Source organism: Leeia sp., assembly GCF_041909055.1.
In the GTDB taxonomy this organism is placed as follows: Bacteria; Pseudomonadota; Gammaproteobacteria; order Burkholderiales; family Leeiaceae; genus Leeia; species Leeia aquatica.
In genome coordinates this window covers 330,527-349,925 of the sequence record NZ_JAYREC010000003.1, presented here as the reverse complement: position 1 = coordinate 349,925, position 19,399 = coordinate 330,527, and the positions used below count along the sequence as shown (strand labels likewise).

At 61.2% G+C, this 19,399-nt stretch carries 17 protein-coding genes; 8 read left to right on the top strand and 9 right to left on the bottom strand.

The features are described 5' to 3' along the window. Nucleotides 1-101: 101 nt before the first annotated feature. Nucleotides 102-1,913 (bottom strand): 2-isopropylmalate synthase, encoded by a 1,812-nt coding sequence (locus ACE3O2_RS10510; RefSeq protein ID WP_374337269.1) that lies wholly within the window; start codon nt 1,911-1,913, stop codon nt 102-104. Between the two features lie 132 nt (nt 1,914-2,045). Beyond that, the gene (gene leuA / locus ACE3O2_RS10505) at nt 2,046-3,695 is read right to left on the bottom strand and encodes a 2-isopropylmalate synthase (RefSeq protein WP_374337267.1); all 1,650 of its coding nucleotides are present in this window, start codon (nt 3,693-3,695) and stop codon (nt 2,046-2,048) included. Between the two features lie 287 nt (nt 3,696-3,982). Here leuA and argB point away from each other — a divergent pair, with 287 nt between their 5' ends. The 3 genes from argB to ACE3O2_RS10490 are packed head-to-tail and all read left to right on the top strand — an operon-like array spanning nt 3,983 to nt 6,132. Continuing rightward, the gene (argB, locus tag ACE3O2_RS10500) at nt 3,983-4,867 is read left to right on the top strand and encodes an acetylglutamate kinase (RefSeq protein ID WP_168878003.1); all 885 of its coding nucleotides are present in this window, start codon (nt 3,983-3,985) and stop codon (nt 4,865-4,867) included. After that, complete coding sequence (locus ACE3O2_RS10495) at nt 4,868-5,530, top strand: pyrimidine 5'-nucleotidase (RefSeq protein ID WP_374337264.1); 663 nt, start codon at nt 4,868-4,870, stop codon at nt 5,528-5,530. It abuts the gene before it with no gap. After that, nucleotides 5,524-6,132: a 6-pyruvoyl tetrahydropterin synthase family protein gene (locus tag ACE3O2_RS10490; protein WP_374337262.1), complete on the top strand. Its 609-nt coding sequence runs from the start codon at nt 5,524-5,526 to the stop codon at nt 6,130-6,132. The genes ACE3O2_RS10495 and ACE3O2_RS10490 overlap by 7 nt, the downstream gene beginning before the upstream one ends. A gap of 103 nt (nt 6,133-6,235) precedes the next feature. Here the strand turns inward: ACE3O2_RS10490 and ACE3O2_RS10485 are convergent, their stop codons facing one another. Next, complete coding sequence (locus ACE3O2_RS10485) at nt 6,236-6,631, bottom strand: hypothetical protein (RefSeq protein ID WP_374337260.1); 396 nt, start codon at nt 6,629-6,631, stop codon at nt 6,236-6,238. 55 nt (nt 6,632-6,686) lie between these two features. Beyond that, on the bottom strand, nt 6,687-7,562 hold the full coding sequence (lgt, locus tag ACE3O2_RS10480; RefSeq protein ID WP_374337258.1) for a prolipoprotein diacylglyceryl transferase: 876 nt from the start codon (nt 7,560-7,562) through the stop codon (nt 6,687-6,689). Between the two features lie 158 nt (nt 7,563-7,720). On the opposite strand from lgt, the gene ilvD reads away from it, so the two are divergent. From ilvD to ACE3O2_RS10465, 3 genes are all read left to right on the top strand, one after another. Continuing rightward, nucleotides 7,721-9,574: a dihydroxy-acid dehydratase gene (ilvD, locus tag ACE3O2_RS10475; RefSeq protein WP_374337255.1), complete on the top strand. Its 1,854-nt coding sequence runs from the start codon at nt 7,721-7,723 to the stop codon at nt 9,572-9,574. 7 nt (nt 9,575-9,581) lie between these two features. After that, on the top strand, nt 9,582-9,890 hold the full coding sequence (locus tag ACE3O2_RS10470; protein ID WP_374337253.1) for an MGMT family protein: 309 nt from the start codon (nt 9,582-9,584) through the stop codon (nt 9,888-9,890). A 79-nt stretch (nt 9,891-9,969) separates the two neighbouring features. Beyond that, on the top strand, nt 9,970-10,641 hold the full coding sequence (locus ACE3O2_RS10465; RefSeq protein ID WP_374337250.1) for an MgtC/SapB family protein: 672 nt from the start codon (nt 9,970-9,972) through the stop codon (nt 10,639-10,641). Between the two features lie 41 nt (nt 10,642-10,682). Here the strand turns inward: ACE3O2_RS10465 and ggt are convergent, their stop codons facing one another. The 5 genes from ggt to ACE3O2_RS10440 form a co-directional block, all read right to left on the bottom strand. Further along, nucleotides 10,683-12,434 carry a gamma-glutamyltransferase gene (gene ggt / locus ACE3O2_RS10460; RefSeq protein ID WP_374337248.1) on the bottom strand — a complete coding sequence of 584 codons (1,752 nt, stop codon included), beginning with the start codon at nt 12,432-12,434 and terminating at the stop codon, nt 10,683-10,685. 135 nt (nt 12,435-12,569) lie between these two features. Continuing rightward, the gene (locus ACE3O2_RS10455) at nt 12,570-13,301 is read right to left on the bottom strand and encodes an amino acid ABC transporter ATP-binding protein (RefSeq protein ID WP_168877994.1); all 732 of its coding nucleotides are present in this window, start codon (nt 13,299-13,301) and stop codon (nt 12,570-12,572) included. Between the two features lie 18 nt (nt 13,302-13,319). Further along, entirely contained in the window at nt 13,320-13,985 is a 666-nt protein-coding gene (locus ACE3O2_RS10450) for an amino acid ABC transporter permease (RefSeq protein ID WP_374337246.1), read from the bottom strand. Next, nucleotides 13,982-14,710, bottom strand: coding sequence for an amino acid ABC transporter permease (locus ACE3O2_RS10445; RefSeq protein ID WP_240947278.1), 729 nt, complete (start codon nt 14,708-14,710; stop codon nt 13,982-13,984). Before ACE3O2_RS10445 ends, ACE3O2_RS10450 begins: the two co-directional genes overlap by 4 nt. 128 nt (nt 14,711-14,838) lie before the next feature. Beyond that, nucleotides 14,839-15,735, bottom strand: a complete 897-nt coding sequence (locus tag ACE3O2_RS10440) for a transporter substrate-binding domain-containing protein (protein WP_374337243.1) — start codon at nt 15,733-15,735, stop codon at nt 14,839-14,841. Nucleotides 15,736-16,021: 286 nt separating this feature from the next. On the opposite strand from ACE3O2_RS10440, the gene ACE3O2_RS10435 reads away from it, so the two are divergent. Next, entirely contained in the window at nt 16,022-16,813 is a 792-nt protein-coding gene (locus ACE3O2_RS10435) for a transporter substrate-binding domain-containing protein (protein WP_374337241.1), read from the top strand. Between the two features lie 80 nt (nt 16,814-16,893). Next, nucleotides 16,894-19,353 (top strand): penicillin acylase family protein, encoded by a 2,460-nt coding sequence (locus ACE3O2_RS10430; RefSeq protein ID WP_374337239.1) that lies wholly within the window; start codon nt 16,894-16,896, stop codon nt 19,351-19,353. Nucleotides 19,354-19,399 lie beyond the last annotated feature (46 nt).

The following is a 19,399-nucleotide window of genomic DNA, read 5'->3' as shown; positions in this document are numbered from 1 at the left end:
AACGGGGCTGCGAGCTACGCTCAAGCGAGCGCGTCCCTGGTCCCCCAAAAGCAAATGGCCGGCTTGTGGCCGGCCCGCGGTAGGCTTGTGGCCTGAACCCGCTAAACCTGTGGGTTGACCTTCTGCTCCTGACCCGCGAGGCGAGCCAGTGCGTCGAGGTAAGCCTTGGCGCTGGCCACCACGATGTCGGTGTCTGCGCCTTGTCCGTTGACTACCCGTCCCGAGCGGGATAGTCGTACCGTCACTTCGCCCTGGCTGTCGGTACCACTGGTGATGGCGTTGACCGAGTACAGCAGCAGCTCGCTGCCAGACTGCATCAGATTCTCGATCGCCTTGAACGCGGCATCGACTGGGCCGGAGCCGCTGCTGGCGGCACGCTGCTCGTTGCCGTTCTGGCTGATGACGATCTCGGCCTGCGGCACTTCGCCAGTCTCGGTATGCACACGCATCGACACCAGTTTCAGCGCGTCGTGCTCGTGTTGGGTGGCTTCGTCGCTGACCAGTGCCTGCAGGTCCTCGTCGAAGATTTCCCGTTTCTTGTCGGCCAGCTCCTTGAAGCGGGCGAAGGCAGTGTTCAGTGCTTCCTCGCTGTCGAGCACAATGCCCAGTGCTTCGAGCTTGGTGCGAAACGCGTTGCGGCCAGACAGCTTGCCCAGCGTCAGGCGGTTGGTACTCCAGCCGACCGACTCTGCGCTCATGATCTCGTAGGTTTCCCGGTGCTTCAGCACGCCATCCTGATGAATGCCGGATTCGTGGGCAAAGGCATTGGCACCGACGATGGCCTTGTTCGGCTGCACCGGGTAGCCGGTGATGGTGGACACCAGCTTGCTGCTGGGCACGATCTGGGTGGCATCGACACCGGTGTGTACCCCAAAGATGTCCTGCCGGGTTTTCACCGCCATCACCACTTCTTCCAGGCTGGCGTTACCGGCACGCTCGCCGAGGCCATTGATGGTGCATTCCACCTGGCGGGCACCGCCCAGCACGGCAGCCAGTGAATTGGCCACCGCCATGCCGAGGTCGTTATGGCAGTGGGCGGACCAGATCACCTTGTCGCCACCCTTGGTCTTGCCGATCAGCTCGCGGAAGAAGGCTTCGGTACGTTGCGGCACCGCATAGCCAACGGTATCCGGTACGTTCAGGGTGGTGGCGCCCGCTTCGATCACGGCGCTGAAAATGCGGGCGAGGAAGTCGATGTCCGAGCGCAGCGCGTCTTCGGCAGAGAACTCCACATCGTCGGTATATTCACGCGCCAGTTTCACGGCGGCCACGGCGGCTTCCACCACCTGATCCGGCGTCATGCGCAGCTTCTTCTCCATGTGGATCGGGCTGGTGGCGATAAAGGTATGGATACGGCCACGTGCGGCCGGGCGGATGGCTTCACCGGCGGCACGCACATCGTTCGGGTTGGCGCGGGCCAGCGAACAGACGGTGGAATCCTTGATCACTTCGGCAATGGCGCGGATGGCATCGGCATCGCCCGGGCTGGCGGCGGCAAAGCCGGCCTCGATGATGTCCACTCCCAGCTTTTCCAGCTGGCGGGCAATGCGGATTTTCTCATCCTTGGTCATGGCCGCGCCGGGGCTCTGCTCGCCATCGCGCAAGGTGGTGTCAAAAATATAGAGGCGGTCGCTCATGTTCGATACCTGTGGCTGGGATGCTGTGACCACCGGGATGGTCACAGCAGGGCTGCCTTCGGCAGCCAGATAATGGTGAATGCTGAAACTGCGCCCCTGTTGCTGGGCAACCACGCTCAGGCGGTTGACCTGCGCCAGAGGGATGCTGCCGCGCTCGCGCCATTTGTAGATGGCGGCGCGTGACAAAGGATCGTCCGGGAAGGCCTGGTTAAATGCCTCGCATAATACGGCCGGTCCGCCAAAGTCACTGATCAGACGTTCGATGTCCAATTGCACGGTGCTGTCCTGTCAAAAAGCTGTTCCCACTGTAGAGGGCGTTAGACATTTTGTCAAATACACATTGCAAATTTGTCTAACGGCATTCGTAAAATTAGACAAAATGTAGAATTTGATGGCGGTATAGTCACCTCAGCGTCGACTCAGTGCACTGAAAACCGCCCGCAGGGCCGCTTGCAGACTGTCGCTGTGGATGCTGGCGCCTAGGCGCTGCTGTCCATCCACCGACAGGGCCACAAACGCTACCGCGTCCGCTGCACGACCCTCGCTGCGGGCATGCTCGTGGAAGTCGAGGATGTCCAGTGTGCAGTCGAGATGGCGGGACAGGGCATTCACCAGGGCGTCGAGCGGGCCATTGCCTTCAGCGCTGAGGCTAAGGGTCTGCTCGCCATCCTGCACCTGAAACTGCAGCAGCGGTTCAGCTGCTGCTCCCGTATGCAAAGCGGGCGAGCTGCCCAGCAGCTGGAAGCGTCCGGCGGACAGATACTGCTGCTGGAACAATTGCCACAGTGTATGGCTGTCCACTTCCACGCCACTGTGGTCGCTGTGCTGTTGTACCGTCTGGCTGAATTCCACCTGCCAGGCACGGGGCAGCTGCAGACCGTGACATTCCTGCAGCAACCAGGCGCTGCCGCCTTTGCCGGACTGGCTGTTGACGCGAATCACCGCCTCATAGCTGCGGCCCACATCCTGCGGGTCAATCGGCAAATACGGTACCGCCCACGGCCCTTCGCGGTCCTGCGCGGCAAATCCCTTCTTGATGGCGTCCTGATGCGAACCGGAAAAAGCGGTGTAGACCAGCTCGCCGGCGTAGGGGTGGCGCGGATGCACCGGCAACTGGATGCAGTCGGACACCGTGTCGCGGATATGGTCGATGTCCGAAAAATCGAGGCCGGGATCAATGCCCTGGCTGTACAGGTTCATCGCCAGCGTCACCAGGTCGACATTGCCGGTGCGCTCACCATTGCCAAACAGGCAGCCTTCCACCCGCTCAGCGCCAGCCAGCTGGGCCAGTTCGGCGGCGGCAACTGCGCAGCCTCTGTCATTGTGCGGATGAACCGACAACACCACGCTGTCACGCCCGTGCAGATGACGGTGCATCCACTCGATCTGGTCGGCGTAGACATTGGGGCTGCTCAGCTCCACCGTGGCGGGCAGGTTGATGATGGCCTTGTGTTGTGGCGTCGGCTGCCAGATGTCCAGCACCGCATTGCAGATGTCGCGGGCAAATTCCGGTTCGGTGGCGCTGAAGGTCTCTGGCGAGTACTGGAACACCCACTCGGTTTCCGGGTGACGGGCCGCGCGCTGGCAGATCTGCTGTGCCGCCGTCACTGCCAGGTCCAGAATGCCGCCCTTGTCCTTGCCGTACACCACTTTGCGCCACAGCGGGGCGGTCGGGTTGTACAGGTGTACGATGGCGCGGCGCGCACCCTGCAGCGCGTCGAAGGTACGCTCGATCAGCTCACCTCGCGCCTGGGTAATTACCATCAGGGTGACATCGTCCGGCACTTCGCCCTCGCTAATCAGCTGGCGAACAAAGTCGAAATCGGTTTGCGAGGCGCTGGGAAACGCCACTTCAATTTCTTTGAAACCCATGGCCACCAGCAGGCGGAACAGCCGCAGTTTGGTATGGCCGTTCATCGGGTTGGCCAGCGCCTGATTGCCATCGCGCAGGTCAGAACTGCACCAGATCGGCGGGTGGGTCAGCTGGCGGCTGGGCCATTGCCGATCCGGCAAGGCCAATACGGGCTGGGGTGGGTACTTGTGTGCAGCAGACTGCATGGTGGGTTCTCCAGGTCATGGAACAACACAGCAAAAACCAGCCAGACCGGTCAGGTCGGGCCGGAGGTGAAACGCAAATTGTGGGGAGGGGGTGGGGTTATTTGCGCGCGCAGCGCAGCAGCGCCAGCAGCAGGCTGGCGTGCAGGGAAATCAGCAGAAAGTGGCGGGAAAAGGCACACATGGTTTTTTCAACATAACCCGAATATCCGCCGCTTGACAAGTGGGGGCGAACCGGCACGCTACGCACGCTTCCGGTACAATGGCGGCCATGACTTGATGGAGGACGCATGGACACCCCGAACATTGATGCCCAGCAAAAAGCCGGCATTCTGGCAGAGGCGCTGCCGTATATCCGCCGCTTTGCGGACAAGACCATTGTCATCAAATACGGTGGCAATGCGATGACCGATCCGCAGCTGAAAGAAGGCTTTGCCCAGGATGTGGTACTACTGAAGCTGGTGGGCATGAACCCGGTGGTGGTGCACGGTGGCGGGCCTCAGATCAACGATCTGCTGGCGCGCGTGGGCAAGCAGGGCGAGTTTGTGCAGGGCATGCGGGTGACCGATGCCGAGACCATGGACATCGTGGAAATGGTACTGGGCGGTCTGGTCAATAAAGAAATTGTCAGCCTCATCAACAAGCATGGCGGACGTGCCGTCGGGCTGACCGGCAAGGATGGCGACATGATCCGTGCCCGCAAGCTTTACCTGCCGGATGAGCAGAACGATACCCCGCTGGACATTGGCCAGGTGGGCGAAGTGGCCGATATCAATCCGGAACTGGTGGCCTTGCTCGACAGCGGCGACTTCATCCCGGTGATTGCGCCGGTGGGGGTGGGCGAGCAGGGCGAGGCCTACAACATCAATGCTGATCTGGTGGCGGGCAAACTGGCGGAAACGCTGGGTGCGGAAAAACTGATCCTGATGACCAATACGCCAGGGGTACTCGACAAGCAGGGCAATCTGCTGACCGGCCTGACACCATCACGCGTGGACGAACTGGTGGCCGATGGCACCCTCTCCGGCGGCATGCTGCCGAAGATCAGCTCGGCACTGGACGCGGCACGTGCAGGTGTGCCCTCGGTGCACATCATTGATGGGCGGGTCAAACATGCGCTGCTGCTGGAAATCCTGACCGACGCCGGGGTCGGCACCATGATCCGGGCGCGCTGAATGGCGGAATGGTTGTGGATCTTTGATCTGGACAATACCCTGCATGATGCCGGTAGCCAGATTTTTCCGCGCATCAGTCTGGAAATGTCGCGCTACCTGCAGCACCATCTGGGGCTGGATGAGCAAGGGGCGCAGGCCCTGCGTGACCGCTACTGGAAACACTATGGGGCGACCTTGCGTGGCTTGATCCGGCATCATGGCGTGGATTCGGCGCATTTTCTGCGCGAAACCCACCCCTTGCACGAGTTGCTGGACTGCCTGCAACATGAGCCCGGTCTGTCACGCCATCTGGCGCGGCTGCGGGGACGCAAGGTGCTGTTCAGCAATGCGCCCCGGCATTATGTGGATGGTATCTTGCAGCGGGCTGGAATCGAGCGGCAGTTTGAGTCGGTGTGGGGCATTGAGGATGTGCGGCTGCAACCCAAGCCCGCGCCCTCGGGCTATCGACGCATCATGCAGCAGCTGGCCGCTTCGCCCGGCAGCATGATCATGGTGGAAGACAGTTTGGATAATCTGCGCACCGCCAAGCGGCTGGGCATGCGTACGGTGTGGATTAGCCGCGCCCGTCACCGCCCGGCCTTTGTCGATGCGGTGGTGCGTAATATTGCGGCCCTGACCCGGGTCGGCTGGGTGCGGCGTGGACCGAAGGAGGCATCATGCTGATACGCAAGAAATTCGGTTTTGAGAGTGCGCACATCGTGCGCAATTGTTCCAGCGACCGCTGCCGTCGCTCCATTCATGGCCACAGCTACAAGGTGGAAGTGCTGCTGGAGGCGCATGCGCTGGATCATGGCCAGATGGTGTACGACTTCGGGCTGATGAAGGGCAGTATCCGCGATCTGGTGGATGCGTTTGATCACGCGGTGACCTATTGGGATCGTGACGAGGCCGACTACATCGCCCTGTGCCAGCGCTTCTCGGCACGCTGGATTGCCATGCCGGTATCGCCGAGCGCCGAGCAGTTCAGCCGGGTGTTTTTCGTGATGATTGATGCGCTGCTGCAGCAGACGGTGATGGTCAACGGGGAAGCCGATGTGAAGCTGCACTCCATCATCGCCCATGAGACGGAAACTGGCTATGCACAATGCTTCCGTGAAGACGCCTACAACCCGCGCATGGGCACCATCCGCCTGCAGGACATTGTGTTCTCAGACCAGGTGAAGGCCGAATGGCATGACCCGCAGCTGTACGACAAGTTGTTGGCCGGGGGGCAATTCGTGAATCCGGCGGTGACCTTGCAAGTACATACTCACGACGACGACTGAGCAGGGTAAAAAAAGGCAATGGGGGGCCTGACCCCCTGTTGTTCCATCTGATCCACAGCATGAGGCGGTGTCTCTCGCCAGTCATGCGCGACGATGCCAGTCCTTAGACCACGGCCCCTATTGCCCAGATCGGGGCATAGCATGCCACCCCTATCAGGCCGACCCACAGAAACGCGAGCACCAGCAAGACACAGGCAAGGTAAAACGCCTGATCTTGCTGCGTTTTCTCCTGTTGCCGCGAGAGCAGCACATTGAGCCCGCCGGCCAGCACCAGAACCACCAGCAGCAACGCAATCAGCTTGCCGTAGGCAAACACAATGCGGGTAATGGCGGGCAGGTCACTACCGAAGGACTGGAACAGCTCCGCAAAAGCCGGGACGGTGAAGTGCGCTACCAGCAGCGATAGTACGGCAAGCAGCAAGGCAGCGCCGCAGACGAGCGTGGTCACGATGCCACGCCCATAACGGCTGAAATAGCCAGGCGTCGGTGAAGATGTCAACTTCCGCTCCAAAGATGTCCAGGGGCAGCCCCCTGCGAGCCTGTCTTTGCCGTGTTCACCGCACCACGCGGCGGCCTGGCTTCTGATTGTGTGACGCCCACCACATCCACAGGCCGATCAACACCATCGGCAAGGACAGCCATTGGCCCATGGACAGATTGAATCGCAGCAGGCCAAGGAAGTTGTCCGGTTCACGGGCAAACTCGGCAATGAAGCGGAAGCTGCCATAGCCGATCATGAACAGTGCGGACACAGCACCAGTCGGACGTGCTTTGCGGGCGTACAGCCACAGCAGGATGAACAGCAGCAGGCCTTCCAGTGCCATCTGATACAGCTGCGAGGGGTGGCGCGGCAGGCTGCCATATTGTGCAAAGAACGTATTCCACTCCGGGTGTGCCATCAGGTAGCTGGCGTCATCGCTGCGCGCACCGGGGAACAACATGGCCCAGGGCAGCTCTGCCGACGCCACCCGGCCCCACAGCTCACCATTGATGAAGTTGCCAAAGCGCCCCACCATCAGGCCCATGGGCACGGTCGGGGCGATGAAGTCAGTCACCGTCAGCCAGGTCAGCTTCTTCTTGCGGGCAAACAGCAAGGTGGCGAGGAACACACCCAGCATGCCACCGTGGAAAGACATGCCGCCTTCCCACACTTTGAAAATATTCAGGGGCTGGGTCAGATAGTCGGAAAACTTGTAGAACAGCACATAGCCCAGCCGCCCGCCGAGGATGACCCCCAGCGCGCCGTAGAACAGCAGATCGTCCAGGTCGCGGGATGTCAGCTCCAGATGCTTCATCTGACGCAGGCGTAGCCGCCCGAGGCCGAGAAACAGCAAGAAGGCGGTGAAGTACATCAGCCCGTACCAGTGAACGGCAAGCGGGCCTACCTGAAACGCGATCGGCTGGAATCCGAGGTCGGCGTGATTGAGCATGCGTGCAAGTCGCTTTTCTTTTAGAATCGGGGGATTATACCCGTTTCTCGGTGTACGGCATGTGACCGTCGCCACGGATACCACAAGTATCCGGTTTCCGGCTGGCAGCCGCCTTCGGCGTGCTGCTGCGTATCCGTGCTACGACAGAGTGAATCATCATGCCGCAATACCGTTCCCGTACTTCCACCGCTGGTCGCAACATGGCTGGCGCACGTGCCCTGTGGCGCGCCACCGGCATGCAGGATGCCGATTTCGAAAAGCCGATCATCGCCATCGCCAACTCCTTTACCCAGTTTGTGCCGGGCCACGTACACCTGCAGAACCTGGGGCAGCTGGTGGCGCGTGAGATTGAAAAAGCTGGCGGGGTTGCCAAAGAATTCAACACCATTGCAGTAGACGATGGTATTGCCATGGGCCACGGCGGCATGCTGTACAGCCTGCCCAGCCGTGACCTGATTGCCGACTCGGTTGAGTACATGGTCAACGCCCATACCGCGGATGCGCTGGTGTGTATCTCTAACTGCGACAAGATCACCCCCGGCATGCTGATGGCGGCGCTGCGGCTGAATATTCCGGTGGTGTTCGTGTCAGGTGGGCCGATGGAGGCTGGCAAGGTTAACTGGAATGGTGGTGTACGCAAACTGGATCTGGTGGATGCCATGGTCGAGGCTGCCGACAGCAAGGTGAGCGATGCCGACGTGGCCAGCATCGAGCGCTCGGCCTGTCCGACCTGCGGCTCCTGCTCCGGCATGTTCACCGCCAACTCGATGAACTGCCTGACCGAGGCGCTGGGCCTCAGCCTGCCGGGCAATGGCTCCACGCTGGCCACCCACGGCGACCGCAAGCAATTGTTCCTGCAGGCGGGTCGCCTGATTGTGGAGCTGGCCAAGCGCTACTATGAGCAGGACGATGCCTCGGTACTGCCGCGCAATATCGCCACCCAGGCGGCATTCGAGAATGCGATGAGTCTGGACGTGGCGATGGGCGGCTCGACTAACACCGTGCTGCACCTGCTGGCGGCGGCGCATGAGGCGGGTGTGCCGTTCAACATGCAGGATATTGACCGCATTTCACGCCGGGTGCCGTGCCTGAGCAAAGTGGCCCCTGCCACGCAGAAGTATCATATGGAGGATGTGCATCGTGCCGGTGGCGTGATGGGCATTCTGGGCGAGCTGGATCGCGCCGGGCTGATCCAGCGCGAGGTGCCGACCGTGCACAGTCCGAGCATGGGAGAAGCGCTGAACCGCTTTGACATCATGCGTGACAGCTGCAGTGACGACACCCGTACCTTCTACCGTGCCGCACCGGGCGGAGTGGCGACCACCATCGCCTTCTCGCAGTCGATGCGTTACCCCGATCTGGACAATGACCGTGCTAACGGCTGTATCCGCAGCCGTGAGCATGCCTACAGTCAGGACGGCGGTCTGGCCGTGCTGTACGGCAATATTGCGGAAGACGGCTGCATCGTTAAAACCGCCGGGGTGGACGAATCCATCCTCTGCTTTACCGGCCGTGCCCGTATTTTCGAAAGCCAGGATGCGGCTGTGGCGGCCATTCTGGGTGACCAGATCGTGGCCGGTGATGTGGTGGTGATCCGCTATGAAGGCCCCAAGGGTGGCCCCGGCATGCAGGAAATGCTGTACCCGACCAGTTACCTGAAGTCCAAAGGGCTGGGCAAGGCGTGCGCGCTGCTGACCGATGGCCGTTTCTCGGGCGGGACCTCGGGTCTCTCCATTGGCCACGCCAGTCCGGAAGCCGCCGAAGGCGGTGCCATTGGTCTGGTGGAAGAGGGCGATACCATCGAGATCAACATTCCGCAGCGGACCATACACCTGGCCGTGTCGGAAGCCACGCTGGCGGCGCGGCGGCAAGCGATGGATGCCAAGGGCAAGGCGGGCTGGAAACCGCTCAACCGTGAGCGTACCGTCTCAGCTGCGCTGCGCGCCTACGCGGCGATGACCACCAGCGCTGCGACTGGCGCGGTGCGCGATGTCTCCCAGGTTGAAAAATAAACCGGCCTTGACGCCTCACGCGGCCATCCTGCAGGTGGTGGCCGCCATTCCCTGCGGGCGAGTGGCCAGCTATGGTCAGGTCGCCCTGCTCGCTGGTTTACCGCGCCGAGCTCGGCTGGTCGGCAAGGTGTTGCAGGATGCTTGTGATCCAGACCTGCCCTGGCACCGGGTGGTCAATGCGGCAGGCCGCATCAGCCCGCGCGGGCTGGACGGCAGTGACGAGCTGCAACGCGTGCTGCTGGAGGCAGAAGGGGTGGTGTTCTCCGCCAGTGGGCGCATCGACCTGCGGCAGTTTGGCTGGGGCACCGCAAGCTAGCGCTTTGATCTGCCTCAGCCGGTGCTGATGCTGGCCTGACGTGCGCCATGACAGACGCTACACTGCACATATGGACCTGATGACCTTTTTATTGCACGCCCTGCTGGCCTTGCTGCTTGGCTCGCTGATTGGTGCCGAGCGGCAGTGGCGGCACCGGCTGGCCGGTTTGAAAACCAATGCGCTGGTGTGTGTCGGGGCGACCCTGTTTGTCGGTGCGACGCCGTTCTTCAGTGGTGAGCCGGGTAGCAGCCGCATTGCGGCGCAAGTGGTGACGGGTATTGGTTTTCTGGGGGCCGGGGTGATGTTTCGCGACGGCATCACCATCAAGGGGCTGAACACTGCGGCGACGCTGTGGTGTGCCGCTGCCGTCGGTGTGCTGTGCGGCAGTGGAGCCTGGCGTGAGGCATCGGCTGCCACGGCGGTGATTGTGCTGGCCAATATTGTGCTGCACCGGGTTGCGGTGCAGATGGACATGTCGATGGGGCTGAGTGAAGCCAGCAACAGCCGTTACCAATTACGGGTACGGCTGCCGCTGACGGGCTTGGTCGAATGCCGCCAGCAATTGCTGCGGCAGGCCGAGACACTGCAGCTGCGCATCCTTTCCCTGCAGGACAGCAGTGATGCCGAGCGGGGAGAGCTCACGGTGGTATTGCAGGCCGAGCAAGCCAATTTCCAGGTGATCGAACGGTTAGCGCGCAGCCTGCAGAAGCTGGGTGCGCGCTGTGACTGGGCCAGCCTGAGTCAAGGCTGAGGTACCCACCCGCCAGGCGAGGCCCGGCGGGCGGGGGGCACTTATTCGGCGGCAACCACGCCTTCCCGCCGTGGGTCAGCACCGCCAACCCAGCCCTGCTTGGTACGAACAATGGCGGAGAGGCCGCTGGTCATCTCGATCAGCTTGACCTCATGGCCTTTGGCCTTCAGTTGCTCGGCCAGCCCTTCCAGCTTCTGGTCCTTTTCCAGCTCGGTGGCGCCATTGCGATTGCCATAGTGCGGCATGGAAACCGCTTGTTGCGGGTCCAGCTTCCAGTCCAGCAGGCCCACCAACGTCTGCGCGACATAGTTGATGATGCTGGAGCCACCGGGCGAGCCGGCTGCCGCGTACAGTTGTCCTGACGAATCGAACACCAGCACGGGTGACATCGAACTGCGCGGGCGCTTGCCGGGCTCTACCCGATTGGCCACTGGCTGACCGTTGTCGGTGGGGCTGAAGGAGAAGTCGGTCAGCTGGTTGTTGAGCAAGAAGCCACGCACCATGATGCGGCTGCCGAAGGCATCCTCAATGGTGGTGGTCATCGACAGGGCGTGCCCCTCCTTGTCTACCGCCACAATATGGCTGGTGGAGGGCAGCTCGATGGCATTGTCCTTACCCAGTGCGACCACTGCACCGGGCGGGGTGCCGGGGCTGGCTTTGCCCATACTCTTGGTCGGATCAATCAGCTGGCTGCGCTGGGTCAGGTAAGCCGGGTCCAGCAGGCCCGCCGTCGGAACGGGAACAAAATCCGGGTCGCCCAGATACTTGCCACGATCCGCAAACGCCAGCCGTCCGGCTTCGGCAAACAGGTGGCCGGATTCGACAGAGAGCGGCTGCTGGCTGGCCAGCGGGAAGCGCTCCATCAGCTTGAGCATCTGCAGCACCGCAATGCCCCCGGAGCTGGGGGCGCCCATGCCGCAAATGCTAAAGCTGCGGTAGCTGCCGCATACTGGCGCGCGCTCCTTGGCGCGGTAAGCTTGCAGGTCGGCCAGCGTCATGTCGCCCGGATTGCTCGGGTGGCTGCTGATGGCCTTGAGCATGTCTTCGGCAATCGGACCACTGTACAGCGCAGCCGAGCCGCGCTTGGCAATCTCGCGCAGGGTGGCCGCATATTCCGGATTGCGCAGCAGGCTGCCCTGAGATTTGGGGCTACCATCGGCCTGATAGAAATAGCTGCGGGCGGGCTCCGCCAGCTTGAGGTAGTTTTCCCCTTTCAGCAGGGTATACAGGCGCGGCGAGATGGGGAAGCCTTCTTCTGCGCGGCGGATGGCGTCGTCAAACAGGCTGTTCCATGGCAGCTTGCCATAGCGCTTGTGCGCCAGCTCCAGTGCCGCAATGGCACCGGGGACGCCAACCGAGCGACCGCCCACTACCGCATCGTAGAAGGACATTGCCTTGCCCGCCTGATCGAGAAAACGCTCCGGCTTGGCGGCTGCGGGGGCGGTTTCGCGACCATCAAAGGTGGTCACCTTGCCGCCATCAAAATGCACCAGAAAGGCACCGCCACCGACGCCGGAGGATTGCGGCTCGGTCAGGCCCAGCATGGCCTGTGCCGCGATGGCGGCATCAATCACACTGCCGCCACGGCGCAATACGGCCATGCCGGCCTCGGTCGCCAGCGGGTTGGCCGTGACCAGCATCATGCGCTGGCCGGTGACCGGGGCTTTGCTGGTCCAGCCTGAGGCGGCTTCGGGGGCAACGGCGTCAGACAGCGCCGGGGTAGACCACAGCAGGCTGCTGCCGAGCAAAGCACTGATCAGGGATAGCTGGAAGAAACGGACAGGACGGTTCACCACACACCTCCGGATTCGGGACAGAACCCGCATCACATCACCTTGCCCTGTTGGCGTCAATGACCGATTTCGCCAAGCCGCCATGAAAGCAAAACGGCCACCGCAAGGGTGGCCGCCGGGATACTGCAAGGGGACTCAGTGGTGAATCTTGGACAGGAAGCCCTGCGCCCGTTCGGAGCGGGCTGACAGGTCGCCAAAGAACTCATCTTTGGCACAATCTTCGATGATGCGGCCCTGATCCATGAAGATCACCCGGCTGGCGACCTTTTTGGCGAAGCCCATTTCGTGGGTCACGCACATCATGGTCATGCCTTCCTGTGCCAGCTGTACCATCACGTCCAGCACTTCGTTCACCATTTCCGGGTCCAGCGCGGAGGTCGGTTCGTCAAACAGCATGACGATCGGGTCCATCGACAAGGCGCGGGCAATCGCCACCCGTTGCTGCTGCCCACCGGACAGCTGCGCCGGATACTTGGCGGCGTGGGCGCTCAGGCCCACCCGCTCCAGCAAGGCCAGACCTTTGGTTTTGGCCTCATCCTTGCTGCGGCCCAGCACCTTGACCTGTGCCAGCATCAGGTTTTCGGTAATGGTCAGGTGCGGGAACAGCTCAAAGTGCTGGAACACCATGCCGACGCGGCTGCGCAGCTTCGGCAGGTTAGTCCCCTTGGCGCCGACCGAGGTGCCGTCCACAATGATCTCGCCCTTCTGGAAGGGTTCGAGCGCATTGACGCACTTGATGAGGGTAGATTTACCGGAGCCGCTGGGGCCGCAGACCACCACCACTTCACCTTTCTTGATGCTGGTGGTGCAGTCGGTCAGCACCTGGAACTGGCCATACCATTTGGAAATGTTCTTGATATCAATCATGAGAATTCTCCTGGGCGCTCAACGCAGCACGGCGTAGCGTTTCAGCAGCGTGCGGGCTGCCATGGAAATCGAAAAGCAGATGCCAAAATAGATCACGGCAATAAACATGATCATCGGCGGCAGCGCACCATTATTCTTGCCAACCACCTCGGCAGCATGGAAGAAATCATAGACGCCGATCACCGAGGTCAGCGAGGTATCCTGAAACAGGATCACCACCTGAGTCACCAGCACCGGCAGCATATTGCGGAAGGCCTGGGGCAACACGATCAGCGACATGGTTTGCCCATAGGTCAGCCCCAGTGCACTGGCGGCGGAAACCTGACCGCGAGAAATGCTCTGAATGCCGGCGCGGATGATTTCGCAGAAGTACGCCGCCTCAAACACCGAGAACGTCACAATGGCGATATTACCCACCTCCAGCCGGATACCGAAAAACGGTAGCAGGAAGAAGAACCAGAACAGCACCAGCAGCAATGGTACCGAGCGGAACAGGTTGACGTAGCTGGAGGCCAGGAAGGAGAGGGGCTTGATGGAGGACAACCGTGCCATTGCCAGCAGTGCGCCGCCAATCATGCCGATCACGCTGGCAATCAAGGTCAGTTTCAGGGAGAACAGCAGGCCTTCAACGATCAGGCCTTTGTTGGCGACTACCAGTTCCCAGTCAATCAAGGGCATGCTCATTTGCCACCTCCGGCGATCAGGCCCGGAATCCGCACCGCCCGTTCCAGCCAGGCCATGAAGCGGTTGACGATCAAGGCCAGGGCAATATAGATCAGGGTATACACAGCGATGGTTTCAATCACCACACTGGAATACTCCACCATTTGCCGCATCTGGAAGACCAGTTCGGTCAGGCCAATACCCAGTGCCACCGAGGAGTTTTTGAAAATGCTCATGAACTCACTGGTGAGTGGCGGGATGATGATGCGGAACGCCTGCGGCAGCAGAATCTTCAGGTACACCTCGGTGCGGGTGAATCCCAGAGCCAGCCCAGCCGCCGCCTGACCACGGGGCAGCGATTTGATGCCCGCGCTGACCTGTACCGCAACCCGTGCGGCAGTGAACAGACCGAGGCCAATGATGGCCGTGGTCAACTCTGGATAGGGCAGGTCCTGTTTCAGCCAGCGGCCCACCGCTTCCGGCAGTACTTCCGGCAACACAAAGAACCACAGGAACAGTTGTACCAGCAGGGGGATATTGCGGAATAACTCCACATAAGCATCGCCCAGCCAGACCAGCAGTTTGTTGGGTACGGTGCGCAGAATGCCGATCAGCGAGCCGACCAGCAGCGCAATCGCCCAGCCACCGAGACTGACCAGTACGGTCCACTTGGCACCATCCAGCGCCAGCTTCCAGTACGGGCCATCTCCGGTGGGGGACTCTTCGAGGAATACTCCCCAGTTCATGTCCATAAGACCTCCACAACAGATGCACGTACACCTGCCGGGCCAGCATTGCTGGTCAGCAGGTGCGTTGCAGACAAGGTACGGGGGGCATTAGCCCCCCGTTGCTGCTTCCGTAGCGACTACGGGAATCAGGCGCCCTTGTCGTTCGGGTTGTCGAACAGCGCCTTCAGCTTGTCGCTCATTGGCATGCGCAGGTTCAGGCCCTTCGGCGGAATCGGGGACTGGAACCACTTGGCATAGATGTTGTAGATTTCCTTGGACTTGTAGACGGCATTCAGCGCGTCATCCACCGCCTTCTTGAACTGAGGGTCGTCCTTGCGCAGCATGATGCCGTACGGCTCGCCGGACAGGATTTCACCAACGATGGCAAAATCAGCCGGGTTACGCGAGTTGGCGATCTTGGCCGCCAGCAGGGTGTCATCCATCACAAAGGCGGCGGCACGGTCAGTTTCCAGCATCAGGAAGGACTCATCATGGTCCTTGCCGTACAGGTTCTTCACGTCGATCTTGGAACCGACTTCGTGCTGCTTGATGTAACGGTCAGAGGTGGTGCCGGTGGTGGTCACTACCGGCTTGCCGTTCAGGTCAGCCAGACCCTTGATGCTGGAGTTGGCCTTGACCGCCATCCGCACGTTGACCCAGAACATGTTGTTGCCGAAAGCCACCTGCTTCTGGCGCTCCATGCTGTTGGTGGTGGAACCGCACTCGAGGTCGATGGTACCGTTCTGCATCAACGGGATACGGGTTTGCGAGGTCACCGGCTGGTAAATCACGGAGAGGGCGCTCAGCTTGAGCTGCTTCTTCACCGAGTCCACAACCTTGTTGCACAGGTCTACCGAATAGCCCACGTACTGCTTGTCATTCAGCAGGTAGGAAAAGGGTTGCGATGCATCACGCACGCCGACGACGATACGGCCGCTGTCTTTGATCTTTTTCAGGGTGCCGGTCAGTTCTTCAGCCAGGGTCGGTTGGGCGATGAAGGCAGCCAGTACCAGGGTGGACAGCAGTTTGGGGGTAACACGCATGTTCAGATTTCCTCTCAGCCTAGTGTGGGACGTAAGCCTGCTCGAATGGCAGGTGGCTCGCGTTTGGGGCGCTCCCGGCCCGACGCGTATGCAATATCGATTTTGTTTTGGTCATTCTGCCTGTTCTGCCTCGAGCGAGGGTAACAGACAGAATGTGCGGCCGATTATAGAGTGGCCTGACTTGAGGGGCAAGCCGCTTGCTTTTTGCGCTGCAGCAGGGGCGGGCTTGCAGTCGCAGCAGGCTCGGCTATGCTGAATCAGAGAACGCCCGCCGTGGAGGAAACGGATGGTCAAGGCATGGATCTGTGCGCTGCTGTGCTTGTTCAGCCTCCCTCTCCGGGCTGAGTTGCTGGATGACGTCCTCAGCAAGGGCGTGCTGGTGGCCGGGGTGCGCGACGGCTATCCCCCGTTTGGGTTTCTCGATGCCAAGCGGCAGTATCAAGGCTATGAGATTGACCTGGTGCGTGCGATTGCCCGCGCCCTCAAAGTGCGGGCGCAGTTTCTGGCCGTCTCCACCCAAAACCGCTTCCAGATTCTGCAAAACAACTATGTCGACGTCGTGGTGGCCATGACCACCCGTACACCGGAACGGCAGAAGGGGTTTGATTTCAGCTATACCTATTTTGTCTCCGGACAACAGTTCATGGCCCGGGTCGATCGGGTGCACCAGCTTTCGGATCTGGCCCATCTGCGGATCGGGGTCGCCACCCATTCCACCAGCTATGACAACCTGCTGAAACTGCTGCCAACTGCGCGCATTGTCAAGTACGACGACAGCACCGCTGCGACACTGGCCTTGCTGCAGGACGAGGTGGACGCCGTGACCACCGATGGCCACATCCTGATGTCTTACCACAAGACCATTCCGAACCCGCAGGATTATGAAATCCCTGCGCTCACCATTTCACGCGAGCCCTATGGCGTGGTCGTGCGCAAGGGCAATCCCCGGCTGGTGCAAGCCATTAATCAGGCACTGCTTGAGCTGGAGCGCAGTGGCGAGGGCAAGCGGCTGTATGACAAGTGGTTCGGGCCGGGCACCAGCTACAACCTCAAGCGCAACTTTACCTTTGCGCCCTGATTTAAGCGTGTCCGCCTCTTGTCCTGTCTGGCGCTTTGCTCTAGCCTTCGTGCAGCTTTGAACAGAGTTCCGGAGTGGTCATGGTCTGGTTGCGTCGTATCCTGCTGGTCAGCGTATTGCTGGTGCTGCTGACGGTGGCAGGTGGCTGGTTGTGGTTGTTGGGACGTGCACCGCAACGGGAAGGGGAGCGGGTGCTGACCGGCCTGCAAAAGCCGGTCGACGTGCAGTTTGATGTCTGGGGCATCCCGCACCTGACCGCCAGCAACGAAGCGGATGCCATGCGAGCATTGGGTTACCTGCATGCGCAAGAGCGTTTGTGGCAAATGGACCTGATGCGCCGTGTCGCGCAGGGGAGGCTGGCGGAGCTGGTGGGCGAAGCCGGGCTGAAAACCGACAAGTTGTTCCGCACCCTGGGTATCCGCGCTGCAGCCACCCGGCAGGCCGAAGCGCTGATTCGTCAGGGTGGCCCGGTGCGTGAGGCGGCTCAGGCCTATGTGGCGGGCATCAACCAGTATATCCGCGAGCAGCGGCTGCCGGTGGAGTACGCGCTGACCCGCAGCAAACCTGCCCCGTTTACGGTGGTGGACAGCCTCAGTATTGCCGGTCTGATGGCCTACGGTTTTTCCCAGGGCTTTCAGGAGGACCCCATGGTCAGCCAGCTTTCTGCACGGCTGGGTCCGGCCTATATGAAGGAGCTGGTATATGACTGGCCCGGTGCCCAGACCACACCGGTCACCAAACCACCGCTAAAGCCCAGCGCAGCTTCCCCCGCGGTACGGCCAGATCCGGTGACGGCACCGGAACCGCAGCCTGCGGCCTCTGTCTCGGTGGCCATGGCGCGACTGGTGACCGAGATCAACCAAAGCTTGCCGGTACCGCAACTGCAAGGCAGCAATAGCTGGCTGATTGCGGGCAAGCTTAGTGCCAGTGGCAAGCCCTTGTTTGCCAATGATCCACACATTGGCTTTCATGCGCCTGCGGTCTGGTATGAAGCCCAAATCCACACCCCAGATTGGCAAGTGTATGGACATTTCTTGCCCGGTATTCCGTTTCCGCTGCTGGGGCACAATGGCCATCACGCCGTGGGCCTCACCATGTGGGAAAACGACGAGGTGGATTATTACCAGCTGGCGCAGGATCCCGCCGTACCCGGCCGTGTGAAGGAGCGGGGGCGCTGGGTGCAGCTGGGCGGGCGGGTAGAAACCATCGTGGTGCGCGATGCCGCACCGGTTACCCTGCATGTGCAACTGGCCTTGCACGGCCCGGTGGTCAATAGTTTGTTTCTTGCCATGAAGGACAGTCCGCCGGTGGCCGTGAACTGGACCTATCTGGATCCACGTAATCGCCCGTTTGATAGCCTCTATGCCATCAGTCATGCGACGGATTTGAAGTCGATGGAGCAGGCCGCCAGCCAGCACTGGTCGCCCGGCCTGAATCTGAGCTATGCCGACGAGGATGGCAATATCGCCATGTGGGCCATCGGACGGCAGACCTTGCGTCCGCTGGGGGTGAACAGCCATCAGGTACTGGATGGCAGCAGTGGCAAGCAAGAGCCACTGGGCTTTGCGCCCTTTGCACAGAACCCGCGCTATGTGAATCCGCCTTCCGGCATTATCTATTCGGCCAATCATCCCTATCCTGCTGCGCTGAGTGCCGGTGGTATTACGGTGGCGGGCTATTATCCGGCGATGGACCGCGCGCTGCGGCTGAGTCAGTTGCTGGCGCCGCGTGAAGCGGCCTGGACTTTGCAGGACCTGCAGCGTATCCAGACTGATGTGCGCAACCCGGTGGCGGCAAGTCTGTGCCAGAGCTGGACGCACCAGCTGGATGGCACCCGCCTGCCCCCCACCGAGCAGCAGTTGCTGGGCCTGATCGGCCGCTGGCAAGGTGATTACCCGGTCAACAGCCTGGCGGCAACCGTGTGTGACCGCTGGAAAGGGGAGCTGGTCAACAGCCTGTTTGCCGACAAGCTGAGCGCCGAGGATTTGCTGGTCTGGCGCCGCCTGTTCCTGCTCGATAAATCGCTGTATGGCATCAGCCGCAATCCACAGTCACCCTGGTGGGATCATCTGCGTACACCGGCTGTGGAAACCCGCGACCAGCAACTGCAGCATAGCTGGAAGCGTACGGTGGCTGGCCTGACTGCACAACTGGGGCCGGATATCCAGCAATGGCGCTGGGGCAAGGTGCATACCCTCACTCATGAGCATGGTTTGGGCAAAGTACCGGCACTGGCCCCCTTCTTTAATGTCGGACCGTTCCCGGTGGCAGGTGCGCGCGACACCATCGACAACCAGTACACCCGGATGGAAACCGGGGGGGCACCGGTGGTGTCCGGCCCCTCGACCCGACGGCTGATCGACATGGCGGAGCCGGAGGCGGCCGTAGGTATCAACCCGATCGGGCAAAGCGGCATCCTGCTGGATGAGCACCACCATGATCAGGCTGCACTCTTTGCAACCCAGCAATACCGGCCCATGTGGATTTCCAGCCGGGATGTGGAGGCGCACCAGGCTTCCCAGCTGCGTTTGTTGCCCTGATCTGGTTGCAGAACGATGGATCGGTCACAATAGACGCTTCCCTGAA

What these genes read in the sequence shown, in the direction of transcription:
- ACE3O2_RS10435 (WP_374337241.1), top strand. Translation starts at nt 16,022, where the DNA reads ATGGTCAAGGCATGGATCTGTGCGCTGCTGTGCTTGTTCAGCCTCCCT.
- ilvD (WP_374337255.1), top strand. Translation starts at nt 7,721, where the DNA reads ATGCCGCAATACCGTTCCCGTACTTCCACCGCTGGTCGCAACATGGCT.
- ACE3O2_RS10495 (WP_374337264.1), top strand. Translation starts at nt 4,868, where the DNA reads ATGGCGGAATGGTTGTGGATCTTTGATCTGGACAATACCCTGCATGAT.
- ACE3O2_RS10430 (WP_374337239.1), top strand. Translation starts at nt 16,894, where the DNA reads ATGGTCTGGTTGCGTCGTATCCTGCTGGTCAGCGTATTGCTGGTGCTG.
- ACE3O2_RS10440 (WP_374337243.1), bottom strand. Translation starts at nt 15,735, where the DNA reads ATGCGTGTTACCCCCAAACTGCTGTCCACCCTGGTACTGGCTGCCTTC.
- argB (WP_168878003.1), top strand. Translation starts at nt 3,983, where the DNA reads ATGGACACCCCGAACATTGATGCCCAGCAAAAAGCCGGCATTCTGGCA.
- ACE3O2_RS10450 (WP_374337246.1), bottom strand. Translation starts at nt 13,985, where the DNA reads ATGAGCATGCCCTTGATTGACTGGGAACTGGTAGTCGCCAACAAAGGC.
- lgt (WP_374337258.1), bottom strand. Translation starts at nt 7,562, where the DNA reads ATGCTCAATCACGCCGACCTCGGATTCCAGCCGATCGCGTTTCAGGTA.
- leuA (WP_374337267.1), bottom strand. Translation starts at nt 3,695, where the DNA reads ATGCAGTCTGCTGCACACAAGTACCCACCCCAGCCCGTATTGGCCTTG.
- ACE3O2_RS10465 (WP_374337250.1), top strand. Translation starts at nt 9,970, where the DNA reads ATGACCTTTTTATTGCACGCCCTGCTGGCCTTGCTGCTTGGCTCGCTG.
- ACE3O2_RS10445 (WP_240947278.1), bottom strand. Translation starts at nt 14,710, where the DNA reads ATGAACTGGGGAGTATTCCTCGAAGAGTCCCCCACCGGAGATGGCCCG.
- ACE3O2_RS10455 (WP_168877994.1), bottom strand. Translation starts at nt 13,301, where the DNA reads ATGATTGATATCAAGAACATTTCCAAATGGTATGGCCAGTTCCAGGTG.
- ACE3O2_RS10490 (WP_374337262.1), top strand. Translation starts at nt 5,524, where the DNA reads ATGCTGATACGCAAGAAATTCGGTTTTGAGAGTGCGCACATCGTGCGC.